Raw genomic sequence first — 20,060 nt, forward strand, 5'->3', positions numbered from 1 at the left:
TAGTACGCCTCAGGCGTCGGCAGCGTTCAAAGGGCGGGGCCCCCGGATCATCCGGGGGTCCCGCCCTTTTCTTTGGGGGCGCGGGGAACCGCTCACGGCTTCCGCCCCTACCTGAAGGCATGAGACAGGGCCCGGCCTCCTCCATGGAGACCGGGCCCTCTCTCACACCAGTGGTGCTTACGCCTTACGCAGGCGGAACACCAGCGACAGCCCCTCGTCCGTGAACGGGTCGCCGTAGCTGTCGTCCGCCTCACCCTGGGCGAAGTCCGTGGCGAGAACCTCGTCGGCGATCAGCCCCGCGTGCTCGGCCAGCGCCGAGATGACCTCCGGGTCGGTCGACGTCCAGCGCAGCGCGATCCGGTCGGCCACGTCCAGGCCGCTGTTCTTGCGGGCCTCCTGGATCAGCCGGATCGCGTCACGGGCCAGGCCCGCCTGCCGCAGCTCCTCTGTGATCTCCAGGTCGAGGGCGACCGTCGCACCCGAGTCGGAGGCCACGGACCAGCCCTCACGCGGGGTCTCTGTGATGATCACCTCATCCGGAGCCAGCGTGATGGTCTCGCCGTCCACCTCGACGGTCGCCGTGCCCTCGCGCAGGGCGAGGGACAGGGCAGCCGCGTCGGCGTTCGCGACGGCCTTCGCCACATCCTGGACGCGCTTGCCGAACCGCTTGCCCAGGGCTCGGAAATTGGCCTTCGCCGTGGTGTCGACCAGCGAGCCGCCGACCTCGCTCAGCGAGGCGAGCCCCTCCACGTTCAGCTCCTCCGTGATCTGCGCGTGCAGTTCGCGGTCCAGGGCGGCGAAGCCCGTCGCCGCGATCAGCGCGCGGGACAGCGGCTGGCGCGTCTTGACGCCCGACTCCGCGCGCGTGGCCCGGCCCAGCTCCACCAGCCGCCGTACGAGGACCATCTGCTGGGACAGCTCCGGGTCGATGACGGACAGGTCCGTCTCCGGCCACGAGGACAGGTGGACGGACTCCGGGGCGCCCGGGGTCACCGGGACGATGAGGTCCTGCCAGACCCGCTCGGTGATGAACGGGGTCAGCGGGGCCATCAGCTTGGTGACCGTCTCGACGACCTCGTGCAGGGTGCGCAGCGCGGCCTTGTCGCCCTGCCAGAAGCGGCGACGGGAGCGGCGGACGTACCAGTTGGACAGGTCGTCGACGAACGCCGACAGGAGCTTGCCGGCGCGCTGGGTGTCGTAGGACTCCAGAGCCTGCGTCACCTGGTCGGTGAGCGCGTGGAGTTCGGACAGCAGCCAGCGGTCCAGGACCGGGCGGTCGGCCGGGGCCGGGTCCGCCGCGCTCGGCGCCCAGTCGGACGTGCGCGCGTACAGGGCCTGGAAGGCGACCGTGTTCCAGTACGTCAGGAGGGTCTTGCGGACGACCTCCTGGATGGTGCCGTGGCCCACCCGGCGTGCCGCCCACGGGGAACCGCCCGCCGCCATGAACCACCGCACCGCGTCCGCGCCGTGCTGGTCCATCAGCGGGATCGGCTGCAGGATGTTGCCCAGGTGCTTGGACATCTTGCGGCCGTCCTCGGCGAGGATGTGGCCGAGGCACACGACGTTCTCGTACGACGACTTGTCGAAGACCAGCGTGCCGATGGCCATCAGCGTGTAGAACCAGCCGCGGGTCTGGTCGATCGCCTCGGAGATGAACTGCGCCGGGTAGCGGGACTCGAACATCTCCTTGTTCTTGTACGGGTAGCCCCACTGCGCGAACGGCATCGAACCCGAGTCGTACCAGGCGTCGATGACCTCCGGCACGCGCGTGGCGCTCTCGCCGCACTGGGGGCAGGCGAAGGTGACCGCGTCGATGAACGGGCGGTGCGGGTCGAGGTTCGACTGGTCGGTGCCGGTCAGCTCGGTCAGCTCCGCGCGGGAGCCGACGACCGTGAGGTGGTCGTCCGCGCAGCGCCAGATCGGCAGCGGGGTGCCCCAGTAGCGGCTGCGGGACAGCGCCCAGTCGATGTTGTTGTTCAGCCAGTCGCCGTACCGGCCGTGCTTGACGGTGTCCGGGAACCAGTTGGTGTTCTCGTTCTCCTCGAGGAGACGGTCCTTGACCGCCGTGGTGCGGATGTACCAGGAGGGCTGCGCGTAGTACAGGAGCGCGGTGTGGCAGCGCCAGCAGTGCGGGTAACTGTGCTCGTACGGCACGTGCTTGAAGAGCAGACCGCGGTCCTTGAGATCCTCGGTGAGCTTTTCGTCGGCCTTCTTGAAGAAGACACCGCCTACCAGCGGTACGTCCTCGGCGAAGGTGCCGTTGGGACGGACCGGGTTCACGACCGGGAGGCCGTACGCGCGGCAGACCTTGAGGTCCTCCTCGCCGAAGGCGGGGGACTGGTGGACCAGACCCGTACCGTCCTCGGTCGTGACGTACTCGGCCTTCACCACGTAGTGGGCCGGCTCCGGGAACTCCACCAGCTCGAACGGACGTTGATAGGTCCAGTGCTCCATCTCGGCGCCGGTGAAGGTCTCGCCGGTGGTCTCCCAGCCCTCGCCGAGGGCCTTGGCGAGCAGCGGCTCGGCGACGACGAGCTGTTCCTCGCCGTTCGTCGCGACGACGTAGGTGACCTCGGGGTGGGCGGCGACGGCGGTGTTGGACACCAGCGTCCAGGGCGTCGTCGTCCAGACCAGGAGCGCGGCACGACCGGCCAGCGGACCGGAGGTGAGCGGGAAACGGACGTATACGGAGGGGTCGACGACGGTCTCGTAGCCCTGCGCCAGCTCGTGGTCCGAGAGGCCCGTCTCGTCGCGCGGGCACCACGGGGCGACGCGGTAGTCCTGGACCAGCAGGCCCTTGTTGAAGATCTCCTTGAGGGACCACCAGACCGACTCGATGTACTCCGGGTCCATGGTCCGGTAGGCGTCGTCGAGGTCGACCCAGTACCCCATGCGGTTCGTCAGCTCGGTGAAGGCGTCGGTGTGCCGGGTCACGGACGCGCGGCACTTGTCGTTGAACTCGGCGATGCCGTACGCCTCGATGTCCTGCTTGCCGGTGAAGCCCAGCTCCTTCTCGACCGCCAGCTCCACCGGGAGGCCGTGGCAGTCCCAGCCGGCCTTGCGGCCCACGTGGTAGCCGCGCATGGTGCGGAAGCGGGGGAAGACGTCCTTGAAGACCCGCGCCTCGATGTGGTGGGCGCCCGGCATGCCGTTGGCCGTGGGCGGGCCCTCGTAGAACACCCACTCGGGGCGCCCCTCGGACTGGTCCAGGGTCTTGGCGAAGATCTTCTGCTCGCGCCAGAAGTCGAGCACGGCGTGCTCGAGCGCGGGCAGGTCGACCTGGGCGGGCACCTGGCGGTACGTCGGCGTTGTCATCAGCGAGCTTCCTCCGGCGGACTTTCTGCCTTCCGTCCGGAGGGACGAGAGCTACGAATTTCCGTACGCCGTATGCGGCGCGCTCCCGCGGTACCACCCTCCTTGGCTCCCCGGTGCATCCTGCGCACCAATGAGCCCCCTCATTGGGGTCGCGATACCGGGTCTACTCGCCGCGGCGGGTGTGCTGCGGCTTTCTTCCGGCGGCTCCGGGGTGATCTTCACGTCGCGCTCGCCCCCGGGCTTCCACCGTCCCCGGGTCGCTCTGGGCTGCGTACGCCGCTACTCGTCCCCATCCACGCTTCTCGCTCCGCCCAGTGTACGGGCCCGCGCCGACAGCGGCCGACCGGTTTTGCGGGCGCCTCGGCCCGGGGCTTCCCGGCCCACCGTATGACCCGAATGGCGCTGAACGCGCGTTCGAGGTCCAGGGCGCCGAGCTCGGCGGATTACCCGGCGGGGAGCTGGGCACAACGCATGAAGGCTCGCCGCGCGTGGCCGGAGGGGTGGACGAATCGGGCGGCGTGCCCCGTTGCCGCGGGACTCAAGTCGATTTATCGTCCCAGCACGATTCGCGTGCGTGATCACAAAATGTGAAGGGGCCGCGGCCATGGTGGCGAAGAAGACCGCAACGAAGAAGACCGCGGCGAAGAAGGCGGTCGCTACGAAGGCGGCTTCTTCGGAGAAGACGACCGGTTCGAGGACGACCGGCGCGAAGAGGACTACCGGTTCGGAGAAAGCCACTGGTTCGGAGAAGGCGACCGGCGCGAAGAGGACCACCGGTTCTGAGAAAGCGACCGGTTCCGAGAAGGTGACCGGCTCGAAGAAGACGACCGTGAAGAGAACGGCAGCGAGGAGAACGGCCGCGGAGACGACGGCCGCGAACACGAAGAAGACGGCCGTGAAGAAAGGGGCCGTGAAGAAGACGGCGACCCCGAAGGCGGCCGTCGCCCTGAACGAGTCCCCGAAGGGCACCGCCACGAGGACGGCCACGAAATCGACCGAGAAGAAGCCGGCTGCGAAGAAGTCGGCCGCGAAGTCGACGGCCGGGTCGACGGCGACCGCCAAGACGACGAACAGCGCGAAGCGCACGAAGAGTGCGGCCAAGAAGGCAACGGCGGGCGCGGCGCGGGCCGCGGAGCAGACGGGAGCCACGACGGTGGTTGCGAAGAAGACTCCTGGCACGGCCACGGCGGCGAAGACACCGGTTCCCAAGGCACGGCTCGCCGCGGCGGCCGGGCCGGGCGAGCTGGCGGTCCGCCCGGGCGAGGATCCCTGGACGCCTCAGGAGGTCGAGGAGGCCCGCACCGAGCTGCAGGCCGACGCCGAGCGGCTGAGCGAGGAGATCACGTCCACCGAGCGGGCGCTGGCCGGCCTGATGCGGGACTCCGGGGACGGCGCCGGCGACGACCAGGCCGACACCGGAACCAAGAACATCACGCGGGAGAGCGAGATGGCGCTGGCCGCCAACGCGCGCGAGATGCTGATCCAGACCGAGCGCGCCCTCGGGAAGCTGGACGCGGGCACCTACGGCCTGTGCGAGAACTGCGGCAACCCGATCGGCAAGGCGCGCATGCAGGCCTTCCCGCGGGCCACCCTGTGCGTCGAGTGCAAGCAGAAGCAGGAACGCCGGTACTGAACGCCGGTACAGAGGGTGCCGAGAGGTGTGCCGTACCCTCTTCCTCAGTCAGGTACCTAGGTTCGAGGGACTCACGTGGCAGAGGCGGAGCGCATCATCGGTACGCCGGATACCCCAGAGGCGGCGGGGGCCGAGCCGGAGCGGGGCGAGACCGCGCGCCCCAGGGGAAAGCGCCGGATCGCCGTGCTGTTCGCGGTGGCCGCGTTCGCGTACACCCTCGACCTGGTCAGCAAGCTGCTCGTGGTGGCCAGGCTGGAGCACCACGCGCCGATCGAGGTCTTCGGGGACTGGCTGGAGTTCCACGCGATCCGCAACCCCGGGGCGGCCTTCGGGTTCGGCGCGGCCTTCACGGTCATCTTCACGATGATCGCCGCCGCCGTGATCGTGGTGATCGCCCGGCTGGCCCGCAAGCTCTACAGCCTGCCCTGGGCGATCGCGCTCGGCATGCTGCTGGGCGGCGCCCTCGGCAACCTGACCGACCGGATCTTCCGCTCGCCCGGCATCTTCCAGGGCGAGGTCGTCGACTTCATCGCGCCCAAGGGCTTCGCCGTCTTCAACCTCGCCGACTCGGCGATCGTCTGCGGCGGCATCCTGATCGTGCTGCTCTCCTTCCGCGGCCTCGACCCGGACGGCACGGTCCACAAGGACTGAGCCCGCGGGCTGAGGTAAGGCGGTGTCGGACCCGTCCGGCATACTCGACCGAGTGAGCACAGTTCCCGAGATCCGAAACCTGCCCGTGCCCGACGGCCTGGAGGGCGAGCGTGTCGACGCCGCCATCTCCCGCATGTTCGGCTTCTCCCGTACGAAGGCCGCCGAGCTGGCCGCGGCGGGGAAGGTCACGGTCGACGGCTCGGTGGTCGGGAAGTCCGAGCGCGTGCACGGCGGGGCCTGGCTGGAGGTCGAGATGCCGCAGGCGCCCGCGCCCGTGCAGATCGTCGCCGAGCCGGTCGAGGGCATGGAGATCGTCTACGACGACGACGATGTGATCGTGATCGTCAAGCCGGTCGGCGTCGCCGCCCACCCCAGCCCCGGCTGGACCGGCACGACCGTCATCGGCGGGCTGGCCGCCGCCGGGTACCGCATCTCCACCTCCGGTGCCGCCGAGCGCCAGGGCATCGTGCACCGCCTCGACGTGGGCACCTCCGGCCTGATGGTGGTAGCCAAGTCGGAGCGCGCGTACACCTCGCTGAAGCGCCAGTTCAAGGAGCGCACGGTCGACAAGCGCTACCACACGCTGGTCCAGGGCCACCCCGATCCGACCAGCGGCACCATCGACGCCCCCATCGGCCGCCACCCGAACCACGACTACAAGTGGGCGGTCACCGCCGAGGGCAAACCGTCGGTCACGCACTACGACCTCATCGAGGCCTTCCGCGCGGCCTCCCTGCTCGATGTGAAGCTGGAGACCGGCCGCACCCACCAGATCCGCGTGCACATGGCCGCCCACCGGCACCCGTGCGTCGGCGACCTGACCTATGGCGCCGACCCGACGCTCGCCAAGCGGCTGCGCCTGACCCGCCAGTGGCTGCACGCCGTACGGCTCGGCTTCGAGCACCCCGCCGACGGCCAGTGGGTCGAGTTCGAGAGCACCTACCCGGACGACCTCCAGCAGGCCCTGGACCTGGTGCGCGAGGAGACGTACGCATGAGTCCCACGCCCTACGCGGTGCGCGTCGCCGAGGACCCGGCCGACCAGGAGGCCTGCTTCGCCGTGCGCAAGGAGGTCTTCGTCGTCGAGCAGGGCGTGCCCCAGGAGATCGAGTACGACGACTACGACGCCGTGGCGACGCATGTGCTCGCCGTGCGGGACGACGGGATGCCGCTCGGTACCGGGCGGCTGCTGTACGGCGAGGCGGCTGCGGCCAAGACCGACGGGGATCTCACGGTGGGCTCCCTGGGACGGCTTGCCGTCACCAAGGAGGCGCGGGGGCTCGGGGTCGGGGTCGCGCTGGTGCGGGCCATCGAGGACGCGGCACGCGCGCGTGGACTGGCCGCGGTCGACCTGCACGCCCAGACCCACGCGCTCGGGTTCTACGAACGGCTCGGCTACGAGGCGTACGGCCCGGAGTTCCCGGACGCGGGCATCCCGCACCGGGCGATGCGGCGCGCCCTGTAGTGCGGCGCGTCCTGCGGCCGTAGGGCGTCGAAAAGGCTGGTCCGGCGGGCGGCGTGGCAGGCTGGGGCATCCGCCGTGTGAACCGAACGTCTAGATCCCGCCGGAGCACTGACCGTGGATCAATTGGCCCTGCTTTTCGTCCTGTTGCTCGGGGCCGTGGTGAGCGTCCCGCTGGGGGACCGGCTCGGTCTGCCGGCGCCGGTGCTCATGACGCTCCTCGGGATGGCCCTCGCGATCGCCGACTTCGTGCCGAACGTGAACGTCCCGCCCGACCTGATCCTGCCCCTGCTGCTGCCACCGCTGCTGTACGCGGCCGTACGGCGCACCTCCTGGCGGCAGTTCACCGCCAACATCCGGCCCATCTTCCTGCTGGCCGTGGCGCTGGTGTTCGTCACCACCCTCGCCGTGGCCGCCGTCGCGAGCGCGATCGTGCCCGGGCTGCCGATCGCCGCCGCCGTGGCGCTCGGCGCGCTGGTGGCACCGCCCGACCCGGTCGCCGCGACCGCCGTCGCCGGGCAACTCGGGCTGCCGCGGCGGCTGGTGTCGATCCTGGAGGGCGAGGGTCTCTTCAACGACGTCACGGCCATCGTGCTGTACCACGTGGCGATCGCCGCGGCCGTGAGCGGCTCCTTCAACGCCTGGCGCGCGGGGCTCGACTTCGTGCTGTCCGCCGTCGTCGCCGTGGCGGTCGGACTGGCCCTGGGCTGGGCCGCCAACAAGCTGATGTCACTGCTCGACGACGCCACCCTGCAGATCGGGCTGACGCTGCTGGTCCCGTACGCCTCGTACGTCCTGGCCGACGAACTGCACGGCTCCGGGGTGCTCGCCGTGCTCACCACCGCGCTGTTCCTGGCCGAGTACGCCCTCGGCGCCGACGACGTCCTGACCCGGCTCGCCGGGGCGACCGTGTGGGACGTGGTGGACACGCTGGTCACCGGGGTCGCGTTCGGGCTCATCGGGCTGGAACTGCACAACGCGATCCGTACGGCGTCCGGGCGGTGGGGCGAGATGCTCGGCTGGGCCGGCGCGATCGTCGGCGTGGTCGTGGTCGTACGGCTGGCGTGGCTGATGCCGGCGACCTGGCTGACCAAGCGGCTGCACGCCAAGCGGGACTACGACGAGGAGATCCCGACCTCCTGGCGGGAGACCGTGATCATGTGGTGGTCGGGGATGCGCGGGGTGGCGTCCGTCGCCCTGGCGCTGGCGATTCCGCTCACGATGGACGACGGGTCGGCCTTCCCCGACCGGGACGAGATCGTGTTCATCGCGTTCGGGGTGATCATGGCGACGCTGGTGATCCAGGGGCTCACGCTGCCGTGGCTGGTGAAGAAGCTCGGGGTACGGGCCGACACCGACAGCGAGAAGGCGTTCGAGAAGGAGCTCGCGGTGCGGGCGGCGAAGGCCGCGAAGCGGCGGCTGCGGGAGATCGAGGACGTGGAGGAGCTGCCGGAGGAGGTGTCCGAGCAGTTGCTGCGGCGGGCGTTCGACATCGGGGTGCGGATCTCTCCCGAGGTGGGGGACGGGGAGCGGCGGGAGGCGTACGAGAAGCGGGTGCAGCGGGTGAAGCGGATGCGGCGGATCCAGGGCGAGATGATGAGCGCGGCGCGGCACGAGGTGCTGGCGGCGCGGAGTGAGCCGGGGGCGGATCCGGAGATCGTGGACCGGGTGCTTCGGCATCTGGACGTGCGTAGTTTGCGATGATTGCCCGCCCACGCACCCCCCGTTTACTGTCGGCCAAGAGGCGGGCGTTTCCCGTGGGGGCCGGGCGCCGTCGGCGGCTGCCGGTCGAATTGCCGCGCGCTCGGCCTTGCCGTCTTTGTAGGGTCGTTTCATGACTCGCAATGTCGTAATCAGTGGTGGTGGTACGGGAATTGGGCTCGCCGCGGCGTATGCCTTCGCGGCCGGCGGGGATCGGGTGCTGCTGCTCGGGCGGCGCCGTGAGGTGCTGGAGAAGGCCGGGGTGCCCGGAGCGCTGACGTATGCCGGGGATCTGAGTGAGCCCGAGGTGGTGCGCGGCGTCGCGCGGTTCGTGGCCGAGGAGTTCGGCACCGTGGATGTGCTGGTGCACAGCGCGGGTGGCAACGGGAGCCTGGAACCGGCGAGCGGCAGCGGCGACGCGCTGGACGCCGTCGCGCACGACTGGACCGTCAACTTCCGCATCAACACCCTGAGCGCCGCGCTCCTGACCGAGGCCCTGAAGTCGCGGCTCGCGGAGCCGGGCGGGCGGGTGCTGTTCGTCAGTTCCATCGCCGCGTACCGGGGGTCGGGGAGCGGGGCGTACGGCGGGGCCAAGGCCGCGTTGCACCCGTACGCCCATGATCTGGCCCGGGATCTCGGGCCGCGCGGCATCACCGTGAACGTGGTCGCGCCCGGGTACATCGAGGACACCGAGTTCTTCGGGCCCGAGATCGCGGAGTCCCGGCGGGAGCGGATGATCCGCGACACCTCGACCGGGCGGGCCGGGACCCCCGGGGATGTCGCCGGTACCTTGCACTGGCTCGCCTCACCGGCCGCGGGGCATGTCACCTCGCAGGTGATCCAGGTCAACGGCGGGGCCGAGCGGGGGCGTTGAGGGCCCCGGAGCCGGAGTCGTTCAGCCGCGGTTGGGGCCCGAGGGTTCCTGGGAGGAGTGGGTGCCGTCCCGGTTCGGGCCCGATGGTCCTTGAGGGTGGCGCGGGCCTCCGCCGTTCGGAGAGGGGTCCTCGCCCGGCACCGGCGCCGCGTCCGCCGTGTTGACGCGGGGCAGCGCGTAAGGGTGTTCCACGTACAGCCAGCGGATCATCTGCTCGCGGACCGTGACCCGTACCGTCCAGATGTCGTCGGCGTCCTTGGCCGTGACCAGGGCCCGGACCTCCATGGTGTTGGGGGTGGTGTCGGTGACGACCAGGCCGTAGCTGCGGCCGTCCCAGGCCGGGCAGGCGCGGAGGATTTCCCGCAACTGCTCGCGCATCGCGTCGACCGGGGCCGAGTGGTCGACCTGGAAGTAGACGATGCCGGTCATCTGCGGGGTGCCGCGCGACCAGTTCTCGAAGGGTTTGGACGTGAAGTACGACACCGGCATGGTGATCCGGCGCTCGTCCCAGGTCCGCACCGTGAGGAAGGTCAGGGTGATCTCCTCGATCGTGCCCCACTCCCCGTCCACGACGACGGTGTCGCCGATGCGGACCATGTCGCCGAACGCGATCTGGAGCCCCGCGAAGAGGTTGGCGAGCGTGGACTGCGCCGCCACACCGGCGACGATGCCGAGGACACCCGCCGAGGCCAGCAGCGAGGCGCCGGCCGCGCGCATCGCCGGGAACGTCAGCAGCATCGCGGCGACCGCCACCACACCCACGATCGCGGCCACCACCCGCGTGATCAACGTCACCTGGGTCCGCACCCGGCGGACCCGGGCCGCGTCGCGGGAGGCGCGGGCGTAGCGCGCGTACGACGACTCCACGATCGCCGCCGCGACCCGGATCATCAGCCAGGCGGTGGCGCCGATCAGCACCAGGGTCAGGGCCTGGCCGATGCCGACCCGGTGTTCCTCAAGGAGTTGCGCCTGGTCGTAGGAGCCTCTGAGGAAGGCCGCGCAGAGCAGGAGTTGGTAGGGGACACGGCCTCGGCGCAGCAGGCCCCACAGGGTGGTGTCGTCGTGCCGGGCGTCCGCCTTGCGCAGCAGCAGGTCGGTGACCCAGCCGATGAGCAGCGTGAGGACGACGGAGCCGCCGATGACGATCAGCGGGCGCAGTACGTTCTCCATGTGTCCGACCGTACTGGCACGATGGCTTCATGAACATCATGCTCTTCCACTCCACGTACGGACTCCGGCCGGCGGTCCGCGAGGCCGCAGACCGGCTGCGCGCCGCGGGCCACGAGGTGTGGACGCCGGACCTCTTCGAGGGGCATACGTTCGAGACGGTCGAGGAGGGCATGGCCTTCAATGACGGGATCGGCAAGGACGAGTTGCTGAAGCGGGCCGTGCTGGCCGCCGCCCCCTACTCCGAGCGCGGGCTCGTCTACGCCGGGTTCTCGCTCGGCGCCTCCATCGCCCAGACCCTCGCCCTCGGCGACGAGAAGGCGCGCGGGCTGCTGCTCCTGCACGGAACCTCGGACATCGCGGCCACCGCCACCGTCGACGACCTCCCGGTGCAGCTGCATGTCGCCGAGCCGGACCAGTTCGAGACCGACGACTGGCTCAGTTCCTGGTATCTGCAGATGGGCAGGGCGGGTGCGGATGTGGAGATCTACCGGTACGCCGGAGCCGGCCACCTGTACACCGACCCCGGCCTCCCGGACTACGACGAGGAGGCCGCCGAGGCCACCTGGCGGGTGGCCTTCGGCTTCCTCGAAACGCTGTAACTACACGGGGTCGTACGTCCGCTCGACCTTCTGCGTGCCGCTGCGCGTGCGGTACGAGCGCTCCCAGGACGAGGTCGCGGTGGCCGAGGTGCGGTCGGACAGGACGTAGTAGTCCATCTGCGCCCGGTCGGCCGTGATGTCGAGGACGCCGTAGCCGTGGCGGTCCGTGTCGACCCAGTGGACGTGCCGGTTGGCGAGCTGGATGAGCGGTGCGGCGAGGGCGGAGACCGTGCCCTCGGGCACCTTGACTATGTCGTCGAGGTTGTCGGAGGTCACCGAGGTGATCACGAACTCCGTTGCCGCGGACGCCGAGAGCGGGTATGTGCCGGCGTCCACGGGCACGTCGTTGGCCCAGGACATGTGGATGTCGCCGGTGAGGAAGACCGTGTTGCCGATCGCGTTCGAGCGCAGATGGGCGAGGAGTTCGCGGCGGTCGTCGGTGTAGCCGTCCCACTGGTCGGTGTTGACGCCGATGCCGTCCTGCGGCAGGTCCAGCAGCTTGGCGAGCGGCTTGAGGAGGTCCGCTGTGAGCGAGCCGATGACGAACGGCGCGATCATCACCGAGTTGCCGACAAGGCGCCACTTGGTGTCCGACGCCTTCAACCCGGCCTTAAGCCAGTCGAGTTGGGCACGTCCCGTGATCGTACGGTCCGGGTCGTCGACCGCACCGCTGCCCGAACTCGCCTGCTGCGAACGGAAGGAGCGCAGGTCGAGGAGGGAGAGGTCCGCCAGTTTGCCGAAGCGGAGGCGGCGGTAGGTGGTGCCTTCGATGGCCGGGCGGACCGGCATCCACTCGAAGTACGCCTGTTTCGCGGCTGCTTGGCGCGCCGTCCAGGTGCCTTCGGCGCCTTCGGTGTGGTTGACCGCGCCGCCCGACCAGGCGTTGTCCGCGAACTCGTGGTCGTCCCAGATCGCGATGACCGGCGCCTTGCTGTGCAGCGCCTGGAGGTCGGGGTCGGTCTTGTACTTGCCGTGCCGGGTGCGGTAGTCGGCGAGCGTGATGATCTCGTTCGTCGGCGCGTGCTGCCGTACGACCGTGCCGCGCGCCGCGTACTCGCCGGACTTGTACTCGTAGATGTAGTCCCCGAGGTGCAGCCAGGCGTCGAGGTCGCCCCGGGCCGCGAGGTGGCGGTACGAGGAGAAGTAGCCCGCCTCCCAGTTGGCGCAGGTGACGACACCGAAGCGGAGGCCGGTCACGTTGGCGTCCGCCGCCGGCGCGGTGCGGGTGCGCGCCGCCGGGGAGTCGGTGCCGCCGGCCGAGAAGCGGAAGAAGTAGTCGGTGGCCGGGGCCAGGCCGCGGATGTCGGCCTTGACGGTGTGGTCGGAGGCGGCGGTCGCGGTGAGCGAGCCCCTGGAGACGATGTTGGTGAACGCCTTGTCGGTGGCGACGGTCCAGCTCACCTCGGTGTCCGGGCCGAGCCCCGAACCCGGGACCGCCTCGGCGGTGGGTGTCACCCGGGTCCACAGCAGGACGCCGTCCGGCAGCGGGTCCCCGGAGGCGACCCCGTGCAGGAAGGCGGGGGTCTCGGTGGCGGCCCCGGCGGGCAGCGCGGCGACGAGCGGGCCGGCCAGAACGGCGGTGGCGGCCGCGGCCTTGACGACCGTACGGCGGCGCGGGGAGGGCGAGTTGACGCTCTCGGTTGCTCTGTATCGACTGGTCACGAGCGAACAGGTTACTGATCGGTATTAACGAGAGCGGGCGAACTCGTAAAAGTTCGCCCGCTCTTCGGCCGCGCGTCTTGCGGCGGCGTCCTACAACAAGGCTCAGGCCTTGAGGGCCGCCGTGATCGCCGTGGTGAAGTCGGCCACCGTCATCGGCGCGTTCGTGCCGTCCGAGCCGGTCAGCGTCTTGCCGTCCATCTTCAGGGTCGGGGTGCCGGTGACCCCGCTCTTGTCGAAGGTGGCGGACATGTCCAGCGCCCACTTGTCATAGGTGCCGTCCTTCACGGCCTTCTGGAAGGCCGCGTTGTTCTTCAGGGCGGGGACCGTGTTCGCGACCTTGATCAGGTACGCGTCGTCCTTGAACTTGTCGGTCGTCTCGTCCGGGTGGTACTTCGTCGAGTAGAGCGCGGTCTTGTACTCGAGGAAGGCCTCGGGGCTGACGTTCAGCGCGGCGCCCATGGCGCTCAGCGCGTTCTTGGAGCCCTCGCCGTTGTCCTTGTTGTCGATGAAGGTGGCGCCGACGTACTGGATCTTGAACTTGCCGGCGTCGAAGTCGCTCTTCACGGTCGAGCCGACGGTCTGCTCGAACTGGGCGCAGATCGGGCAGCGCGGGTCCTCGTACATGACGAGGGTCTTCTTGGCGGTGCTCTTGCCGAGGACGACGGTGGTGCCGTTGGTGCCGGTGGTGTTGGCCGGCTTGACGAGCTTGTCGTCCTTCGCCGCCTCCCAGTAGCCGGGCTTGCTGCCCTGCACGACCGCGTAGCCGATGCCGCCGGCTATCGCGAGGACGCCGACGACCGAACCGGCGACTATGAGCTGCCGCCTGACCTTCGCGCGCTTGGCCTGGCGCTCGCGCTCGGCACGCAGCCGCTCACGGGCCGCCGTCTTCGCCGCCGCGCTGTTCCGCTTGCTCATGGTGGTGTTCTCCATCAGGGACGCGCACGTGTCGTGCGCGGAATACGTATGGGGGGACTGACTGCTTCGGGGTGCTCAGGTGCAGGCGCGCGGTCGTGTTCAGACCGCGAGGAGGACCGAGCACGGCGGTCCACGCCGTCCCAGGGAGTGCACCAGCAGGCGCTCACGGGCGCCGGCGCTGCGGTGGATGGTGCGCGGCAGCCGGCCGACCGTCGGGGTGCGCCGGCCCGTCATCGCGGTGACGGCGACCAGCAGCGGCCGGAAGCCCACCGCCGTCGCCGCGCGCAGCAGTTCGGTCAGCGCGCGCTCGCCGCGGCGGAGATACGCGGCGGCCAGCAGTCCCACGCCGATGTGCGCGCCGAGCAGCAGCCAGGCGGCGGTGGCGTCGGTGTGCGCGAGCAGCGCCGCCGCCTGCTGGGGGTTGTCGGTCATCCGGGCCAGCGGGGTGCCCACGCTGCCGCCGCTGCACAGCACGTCCAGGCCGACCGCGCGCAGCGGTCCGGCGACCGGGCCGCCCGCCCTGCCGTAGCAGGCGTGCTGGCCGGTGGTGAAGACCGTGTCGGCGGCCAGTTCCAGCGGGATCAGCAGGGCGGCGATCCGGCCGAAGCCGCGCTCGCGGCCCGCCAGCGCGTACGCGAGGACGAACACGGTGGCCGCGATCGCGGCCACCGTGCCGAACGGAAGGGGGACCCGGGACAGCAGCACGTGCGACGCGGTGCTGAGCGTCACGACCAGTGCCGTGAACAGCGCCGCGCGTACGGCCCTGAGCTGGATCCCGGATATGTCCATAGCGGAGGTGAGTCTGTCATGTGCTCCGGTAAGGGACCCCTAAAGGGTTCCTGTGAGCGTACGGATGGTTACAGACCCGGAATCCGGCCGTTGCGGAACAGGTCGACGAAGATCTGGTGGTCGGCACGCGCGCGTGCGCCGTAGTCGTGCGCGAAGTCGACGAGCACGCCCGCGAAGCCGTCCTCGTCGGCCGCGATCGCCGCGTCGATGGCCCGCTCGGTGGAGAACGGCACCAGGGACTCGCCGGACTGGTCGTCGGCCGCCGCGTGCATGGTGGCCGTGGCCCTGCCCAGGTCGGCGACCACGGCGGCGATCTCCTCCGGGTCGTCGATGTCGCTCCAGTCCAGGTCCACCGCGTACGGCGACACCTCGGCGACCAGCTGCCCCGAGCCGTCCAGCTCGGTCCAGCCCAGCCACGGGTCCGCGTGCGCCTGGAGGGCCCGCTGCGAGATCACCGTGCGGTGGCCCTCGTGCTGGAAGTAGTCCCGGATCGCCGGATCCGTGATGTGGCGGGAGACGGCCGGTGTCTGGGCCTGCTTGATGTAGATCACCACGTCGTTCTCCAGGGCATCACTGTTGCCCTCGAGAAGGATGTTGTACGACGGCAGCCCGGCCGAGCCGATGCCGATCCCGCGGCGGCCGACGACGTCCTTCACGCGGTACGAGTCGGGGCGGTCGAGGGAGGACTCCGGGAGCGTCTCCAGGTAGCCGTCGAAGGCCGCGAGGACCTTGTAGCGGGTGGCCGCGTCCAGCTCGATGGAGCCGCCGCCCGACGCGAACCGGCGCTCGAAGTCCCGGATCTCCGTCATCGAGTCCAGCAGCTCGAAGCGGGTCAGCGAGCGGGCCGTGCGCAGCGCGCCCAGGAGCGGGCCGTCGGCGGTGTCCAGCGTGAACGGCGGCACCTCGTCGCTCTTCGCGCCGGTCGCCAGCGCGTGCACCCGCTCGCGGTAGGCGCCCGCGTAGATCTTCACCAGCTCGGTGATCTGCTCGTCACTGAGCGCCTTCGCGTACCCGAGGAGCGCGACCGAGCCGGCGAAGCGCTTCAGGTCCCACGTGAACGGGCCGACGTAGGCCTCGTCGAAGTCGTTGACGTTGAAGACCAGGCGGCCGTTGGAGTCCATGTACGTGCCGAAGTTCTCGGCGTGCAGGTCGCCGTGGATCCACACGCGCGAGGTGCGGTCGTCCAGGTAGGGGCCGCCCCGCTTCTCCGCGTCGAGGTCGTGGTAGAAGAGGGCCGCCGTGCCCCGGTAGAAGGCGAAGGCGGAGGCCGCCATCTTCCGGAACTTCACGCGGAACGCGGCCGGGTCGGCGGCCAGGAGCTCGCCGAAGGCGGTGTCGAAGACAGCGAGGATCTCCTCGCCGCGGTGCTCGTCGTTGAGCTGCGGAACCGACATCGCTCTGTGCCTCCTGGTACGGGTGGTGCGTGACATGTGACGGGTCTGTCGTCACCTTCCAACGCTCGAAGGTACGTGGGAGTGCCCGCCCACCCGTCACCCGGCCACCACCCCCCAACGAGACGCTCCGCGTCACAGTACTCATCTCAGATGTCAGTCCCGAGGCATAGGATTCGGTCTCGTCCCCCCAGACCGTCCGCCGCACTTTGTCGATCGTTTCCCCTGGAGGCCAAGCCGTGTCAAAGCCGCCGTTCACGCACCTGCACGTCCACACCCAGTACTCGCTGCTGGACGGTGCCGCGCGGCTCAAGGACATGTTCAACGCGTGCAACGAGATGGGCATGACCCACATCGCGATGTCCGACCACGGCAACCTCCACGGTGCCTACGACTTCTTCCACACAGCGAAGAAGGCGGGCGTCACCCCGATCATCGGCATCGAGGCGTACGTCGCCCCCGAGTCCCGGCGCAACAAGCGCAAGATCCAGTGGGGCCAGCCGCACCAGAAGCGCGACGACGTGTCCGGTTCCGGTGGTTACACCCACAAGACGATCTGGGCGGCGAACAAGACGGGCCTGCACAACCTCTTCAAGCTGTCCTCGGACGCGTATGCCGAGGGCTGGCTCCAGAAGTGGCCGCGCATGGACAAGGAGACCATCTCCCAGTGGTCCGAGGGGCTCATCGCCTCCACCGGCTGCCCCTCGGGCGAGCTGCAGACCCGGCTGCGCCTCGGGCAGGAGGAGGAGGCCCTGAAGGCGGCGGCCGAGTACCAGGACATCTTCGGCAAGGACCGCTACTTCCTGGAGCTGATGGACCACGGCATCGAGATCGAACGCCGGGTCCGTGACGGCCTGTTGGACATCGGTCGCAAGCTCGGCATCCCGCCCCTGGTGACGAACGACTCGCACTACACGTACGCGCACGAGGCGACCGCCCACGACGCCCTGCTGTGCATCCAGACCGGCAAGAACCTCTCCGACCCGGACCGCTTCCGGTTCGACGGCACCGGCTACTACCTGAAGTCGACGGACGAGATGTACGCCGTGGACTCCTCGGACGCCTGGCAGGAGGGCTGCCGCAACACCCTCCTGGTCGCCGAACAGATCGACACCACCGGCATGTTCGAGGCCAAGAACCTCATGCCGAAGTTCGACATCCCCGAGGGCTACACCGAGGTCACCTGGTTCAAGGAGGAGGTGCGCCTGGGCATGGAGCGCCGCTTCCCGGGCGGTGTCCCCGAGGACCGTCAGAAGCAGGTCGAGTACGAGCTGGACGTCATCATCCAGATGGGGTTCCCGGGCTACTTCCTCGTGGTCGCCGACTTCATCATGTGGGCCAAGAACAACGGCATCGCGGTCGGCCCCGGCCGAGGCTCCGCGGCCGGCTCGATCGTCGCGTACGCCCTGGGCATCACCGACCTCGACCCGATCCCGCACGGCCTGATCTTCGAGCGGTTCCTCAACCCCGAGCGCGTCTCCATGCCCGATGTCGACATCGACTTCGACGAGCGTCGGCGCGTCGAGGTGATCAGGTACGTGACGGAGAAGTACGGCGCCGACAAGGTCGCCATGATCGGCACCTACGGCAAGATCAAGGCCAAGAACGCCATCAAGGACTCCGCGCGCGTGCTGGGTTACCCGTACGCGATGGGCGACCGCCTCACCAAGGCGATGCCCGCCGACGTCCTCGGCAAGGGCATCGACCTCGACGGCATCACCAACCCCTCGCACCCCCGCTACGGCGAGGCGGGCGAGATCCGCGGGATGTACGAGAACGAGCCGGACGTCAAGAAGGTCATCGACACCGCCAAGGGCGTCGAGGGCCTGGTCCGGCAGATGGGTGTGCACGCGGCCGGCGTCATCATGTCCAGCGAGCCCATCGTCGACCACGCCCCGATCTGGGTGCGGCACACGGACGGCGTGACCATCACACAGTGGGACTACCCGCAGTGCGAGTCGCTCGGCCTGATCAAGATGGACTTCCTGGGCCTGCGCAACCTCACCATCATGGACGACGCCGTCAAGATGGTGGAGAGCAACAAGGGCGTCAAGCTCCAGCTCCTGGACGTCGCGCTGGACGACCCCAAGACCTATGAACTGCTGTGCCGCGGCGACACGTTGGGCGTGTTCCAGTTCGACGGCGGCCCGATGCGTTCGCTGCTGCGCCAGATGCAGCCCGACAACTTCGAGGACATCTCCGCAGTCTCGGCCCTGTACCGGCCCGGCCCGATGGGCATGAACTCGCACATCAACTACGCCGAGCGCAAGAACGGCCGCCAGGAGATCACCCCGATCCACAAGGAACTCGCGGAGCCCCTCGAAGAGGTCCTCGCGGTCACCTACGGCCTGATCGTGTACCAGGAGCAGGTGCAGAAGGCCGCCCAGATCGTGGCCGGCTACTCGCTCGGCGAGGCCGACATCCTGCGCCGCGTGATGGGCAAGAAGAAGCCCGACGAGCTGGCGAAGAACTTCACCATCTTCCAGGAGGGCGCCCGGAAGAACGGCTACAGCGACGAGGCGATCCAGGGCCTGTGGGACGTCCTGGTCCCCTTCGCCGGCTACGCGTTCAACAAGGCGCACTCCGCCGCGTACGGCCTGGTCTCGTACTGGACCGCCTACCTCAAGGCCAACTACCCGGCCGAGTACATGGCGGCGCTGCTCACCTCGGTCAAGGACGACAAGGACAAGTCCGCGATCTACCTGAACGAGTGCCGGCGCATGAAGATCAAGGTGCTCCCGCCGAACGTCAACGAGTCGGTGCACAACTTCGCCGCCCAGGGCGACGACGTGATCCTCTTCGGCCTGGAGGCCGTGCGCAACGTCGGTACGAACGTGGTCGACTCGATCATCAGGTCCCGCAAGGCGAAGGGGAAGTACGCCTCCTTCCCCGACTACCTGGACAAGGTCGAGGCCGCCGCCTGCAACAAGCGCACCACCGAATCCCTCATCAAGGCAGGCGCGTTCGACACCCTGGGGCACACCCGCAAGGGCCTCACCGCGCACTTCGAGCCGATGATCGACAACGTGGTGGCGGTCAAGCGCAAGGAGGCCGAGGGGCAGTTCGACCTCTTCGGCGGCATGGGCGACGAGGACACCAGCGAGCCCGGCTTCGGACTCGACGTGGAGTTCACCACCGACGAGTGGGAGAAGACGTATCTCCTCGCCCAGGAGCGGGAGATGCTCGGTCTCTACGTCTCCGACCACCCGCTGTTCGGCCTGGAGCACGTGCTGACCGACAAGGCCGACGCGGGCATCGCCCAGCTCACCGGAGGCGAGCACGCGGACGGCGCGGTCGTCACCATCGGCGGCATCATCTCGGGCCTCCAGCGCAAGATGACCAAGCAGGGCAACGCCTGGGCGATCGCCACCGTCGAGGACCTCGCGGGCTCCATCGAGTGCATGTTCTTCCCGGCGACCTACCAGCTCATCTCGACCCAACTCGTCGAGGACACCATCGTGTTCGTCAAGGGGCGCCTCGACAAGCGCGAGGACGTGCCCCGTCTGGTCGCGATGGAGATGCAGGTCCCGGACCTGTCGAACGCGGGCACCAACGCGCCCGTGATCCTCACCATCCCGGCGACCAGGGTCACCCCGCCGATGGTGAGCAGGCTCGGTGAGATCCTCAGCCACCACCGCGGCGACAGCGAGGTCCGCATCAGGCTCCAGGGCCCGACCAAGACCACGGTGCTGCGTCTGGACCGGCACCGGGTGAAGCCGGACCCGGCGCTGTTCGGCGACTTGAAGGTGCTGCTAGGCCCGGCCTGCCTGGCCGGCTGAGCAACAGACGTGGGGGGGGGGGGGGGGGGCGCGCCCCCCCCCCGCCCCCCCCCCGCACAACCAACCAAAAAAAACGGCGGGGGGGGGGGGGGGCGCGGGGGTGGTGGGGAGGGGGGGGCG

General features: G+C 69.5%; 14 protein-coding genes. 8 read left to right on the plus strand and 6 right to left on the minus strand.

The genetic code is table 11. The features are described 5' to 3' along the window. Positions 1–177 precede the first annotated feature (177 nt). Positions 178–3,315, minus strand: a complete 3,138-nt coding sequence (gene ileS, locus ACFXC1_RS12920; RefSeq protein ID WP_381242087.1) for an isoleucine--tRNA ligase — start codon at positions 3,313–3,315, stop codon at positions 178–180. 604 nt (positions 3,316–3,919) lie between these two features. Here ileS and ACFXC1_RS12925 point away from each other — a divergent pair. The 6 genes from ACFXC1_RS12925 to ACFXC1_RS12950 all read left to right on the plus strand — a co-directional run bounded on the left by ACFXC1_RS12925 (position 3,920) and on the right by ACFXC1_RS12950 (position 9,635). Next, on the plus strand, positions 3,920–4,948 hold the full coding sequence (locus tag ACFXC1_RS12925) for a TraR/DksA family transcriptional regulator (RefSeq protein WP_381242089.1): 1,029 nt from the start codon (positions 3,920–3,922) through the stop codon (positions 4,946–4,948). Positions 4,949–5,023: 75 nt separating this feature from the next. Continuing rightward, positions 5,024–5,599, plus strand: a complete 576-nt coding sequence (gene lspA / locus ACFXC1_RS12930; protein ID WP_381242091.1) for a signal peptidase II — start codon at positions 5,024–5,026, stop codon at positions 5,597–5,599. A gap of 52 nt (positions 5,600–5,651) precedes the next feature. Beyond that, positions 5,652–6,596 (plus strand): RluA family pseudouridine synthase, encoded by a 945-nt coding sequence (locus ACFXC1_RS12935; RefSeq protein WP_381242092.1) that lies wholly within the window; start codon positions 5,652–5,654, stop codon positions 6,594–6,596. After that, on the plus strand, positions 6,593–7,063 hold the full coding sequence (locus tag ACFXC1_RS12940; protein WP_381242094.1) for a GNAT family N-acetyltransferase: 471 nt from the start codon (positions 6,593–6,595) through the stop codon (positions 7,061–7,063). The genes ACFXC1_RS12935 and ACFXC1_RS12940 overlap by 4 nt, the downstream gene beginning before the upstream one ends. Before the next feature lie 114 nt (positions 7,064–7,177). After that, positions 7,178–8,764 (plus strand): Na+/H+ antiporter, encoded by a 1,587-nt coding sequence (locus ACFXC1_RS12945; protein ID WP_381242096.1) that lies wholly within the window; start codon positions 7,178–7,180, stop codon positions 8,762–8,764. A 130-nt stretch (positions 8,765–8,894) separates the two neighbouring features. Further along, a complete protein-coding gene (locus tag ACFXC1_RS12950; protein WP_381242098.1) occupies positions 8,895–9,635 on the plus strand; it encodes an SDR family NAD(P)-dependent oxidoreductase in 741 nt (246 codons plus the stop codon). Between the two features lie 21 nt (positions 9,636–9,656). On the opposite strand, the gene ACFXC1_RS12955 is transcribed toward ACFXC1_RS12950, so the two are convergent. Then, on the minus strand, positions 9,657–10,805 hold the full coding sequence (locus ACFXC1_RS12955; protein ID WP_381242100.1) for a mechanosensitive ion channel family protein: 1,149 nt from the start codon (positions 10,803–10,805) through the stop codon (positions 9,657–9,659). A 29-nt stretch (positions 10,806–10,834) separates the two neighbouring features. Here ACFXC1_RS12955 and ACFXC1_RS12960 point away from each other — a divergent pair, with 29 nt between their 5' ends. Beyond that, the gene (locus tag ACFXC1_RS12960; protein ID WP_381242102.1) at positions 10,835–11,404 is read left to right on the plus strand and encodes a dienelactone hydrolase family protein; all 570 of its coding nucleotides are present in this window, start codon (positions 10,835–10,837) and stop codon (positions 11,402–11,404) included. On the opposite strand, the gene ACFXC1_RS12965 is transcribed toward ACFXC1_RS12960, so the two are convergent. The 4 genes from ACFXC1_RS12965 to ACFXC1_RS12980 form a co-directional block, all read right to left on the minus strand. Next, positions 11,405–13,066, minus strand: a complete 1,662-nt coding sequence (locus ACFXC1_RS12965) for an alkaline phosphatase D family protein (protein ID WP_381242104.1) — start codon at positions 13,064–13,066, stop codon at positions 11,405–11,407. Between the two features lie 102 nt (positions 13,067–13,168). Next, positions 13,169–13,981 carry a thioredoxin domain-containing protein gene (locus ACFXC1_RS12970; RefSeq protein ID WP_381242106.1) on the minus strand — a complete coding sequence of 271 codons (813 nt, stop codon included), beginning with the start codon at positions 13,979–13,981 and terminating at the stop codon, positions 13,169–13,171. A gap of 99 nt (positions 13,982–14,080) precedes the next feature. Further along, positions 14,081–14,770: a hypothetical protein gene (locus ACFXC1_RS12975; RefSeq protein ID WP_381242108.1), complete on the minus strand. Its 690-nt coding sequence runs from the start codon at positions 14,768–14,770 to the stop codon at positions 14,081–14,083. Between the two features lie 68 nt (positions 14,771–14,838). After that, positions 14,839–16,164 (minus strand): DUF2252 domain-containing protein, encoded by a 1,326-nt coding sequence (locus ACFXC1_RS12980; protein WP_381242110.1) that lies wholly within the window; start codon positions 16,162–16,164, stop codon positions 14,839–14,841. Positions 16,165–16,400: 236 nt separating this feature from the next. Between ACFXC1_RS12980 and dnaE the strand changes: the two genes are divergently transcribed. Beyond that, positions 16,401–19,940 carry a DNA polymerase III subunit alpha gene (gene dnaE / locus ACFXC1_RS12985; protein ID WP_381242112.1) on the plus strand — a complete coding sequence of 1,180 codons (3,540 nt, stop codon included), beginning with the start codon at positions 16,401–16,403 and terminating at the stop codon, positions 19,938–19,940. The last annotated feature ends 120 nt before the right edge of the window (positions 19,941–20,060 follow it).

It is taken from the genome of Streptomyces hokutonensis (assembly GCF_042751305.1).
GTDB lineage: Bacteria > Actinomycetota > Actinomycetes > Streptomycetales > Streptomycetaceae > Streptomyces > Streptomyces hokutonensis_A.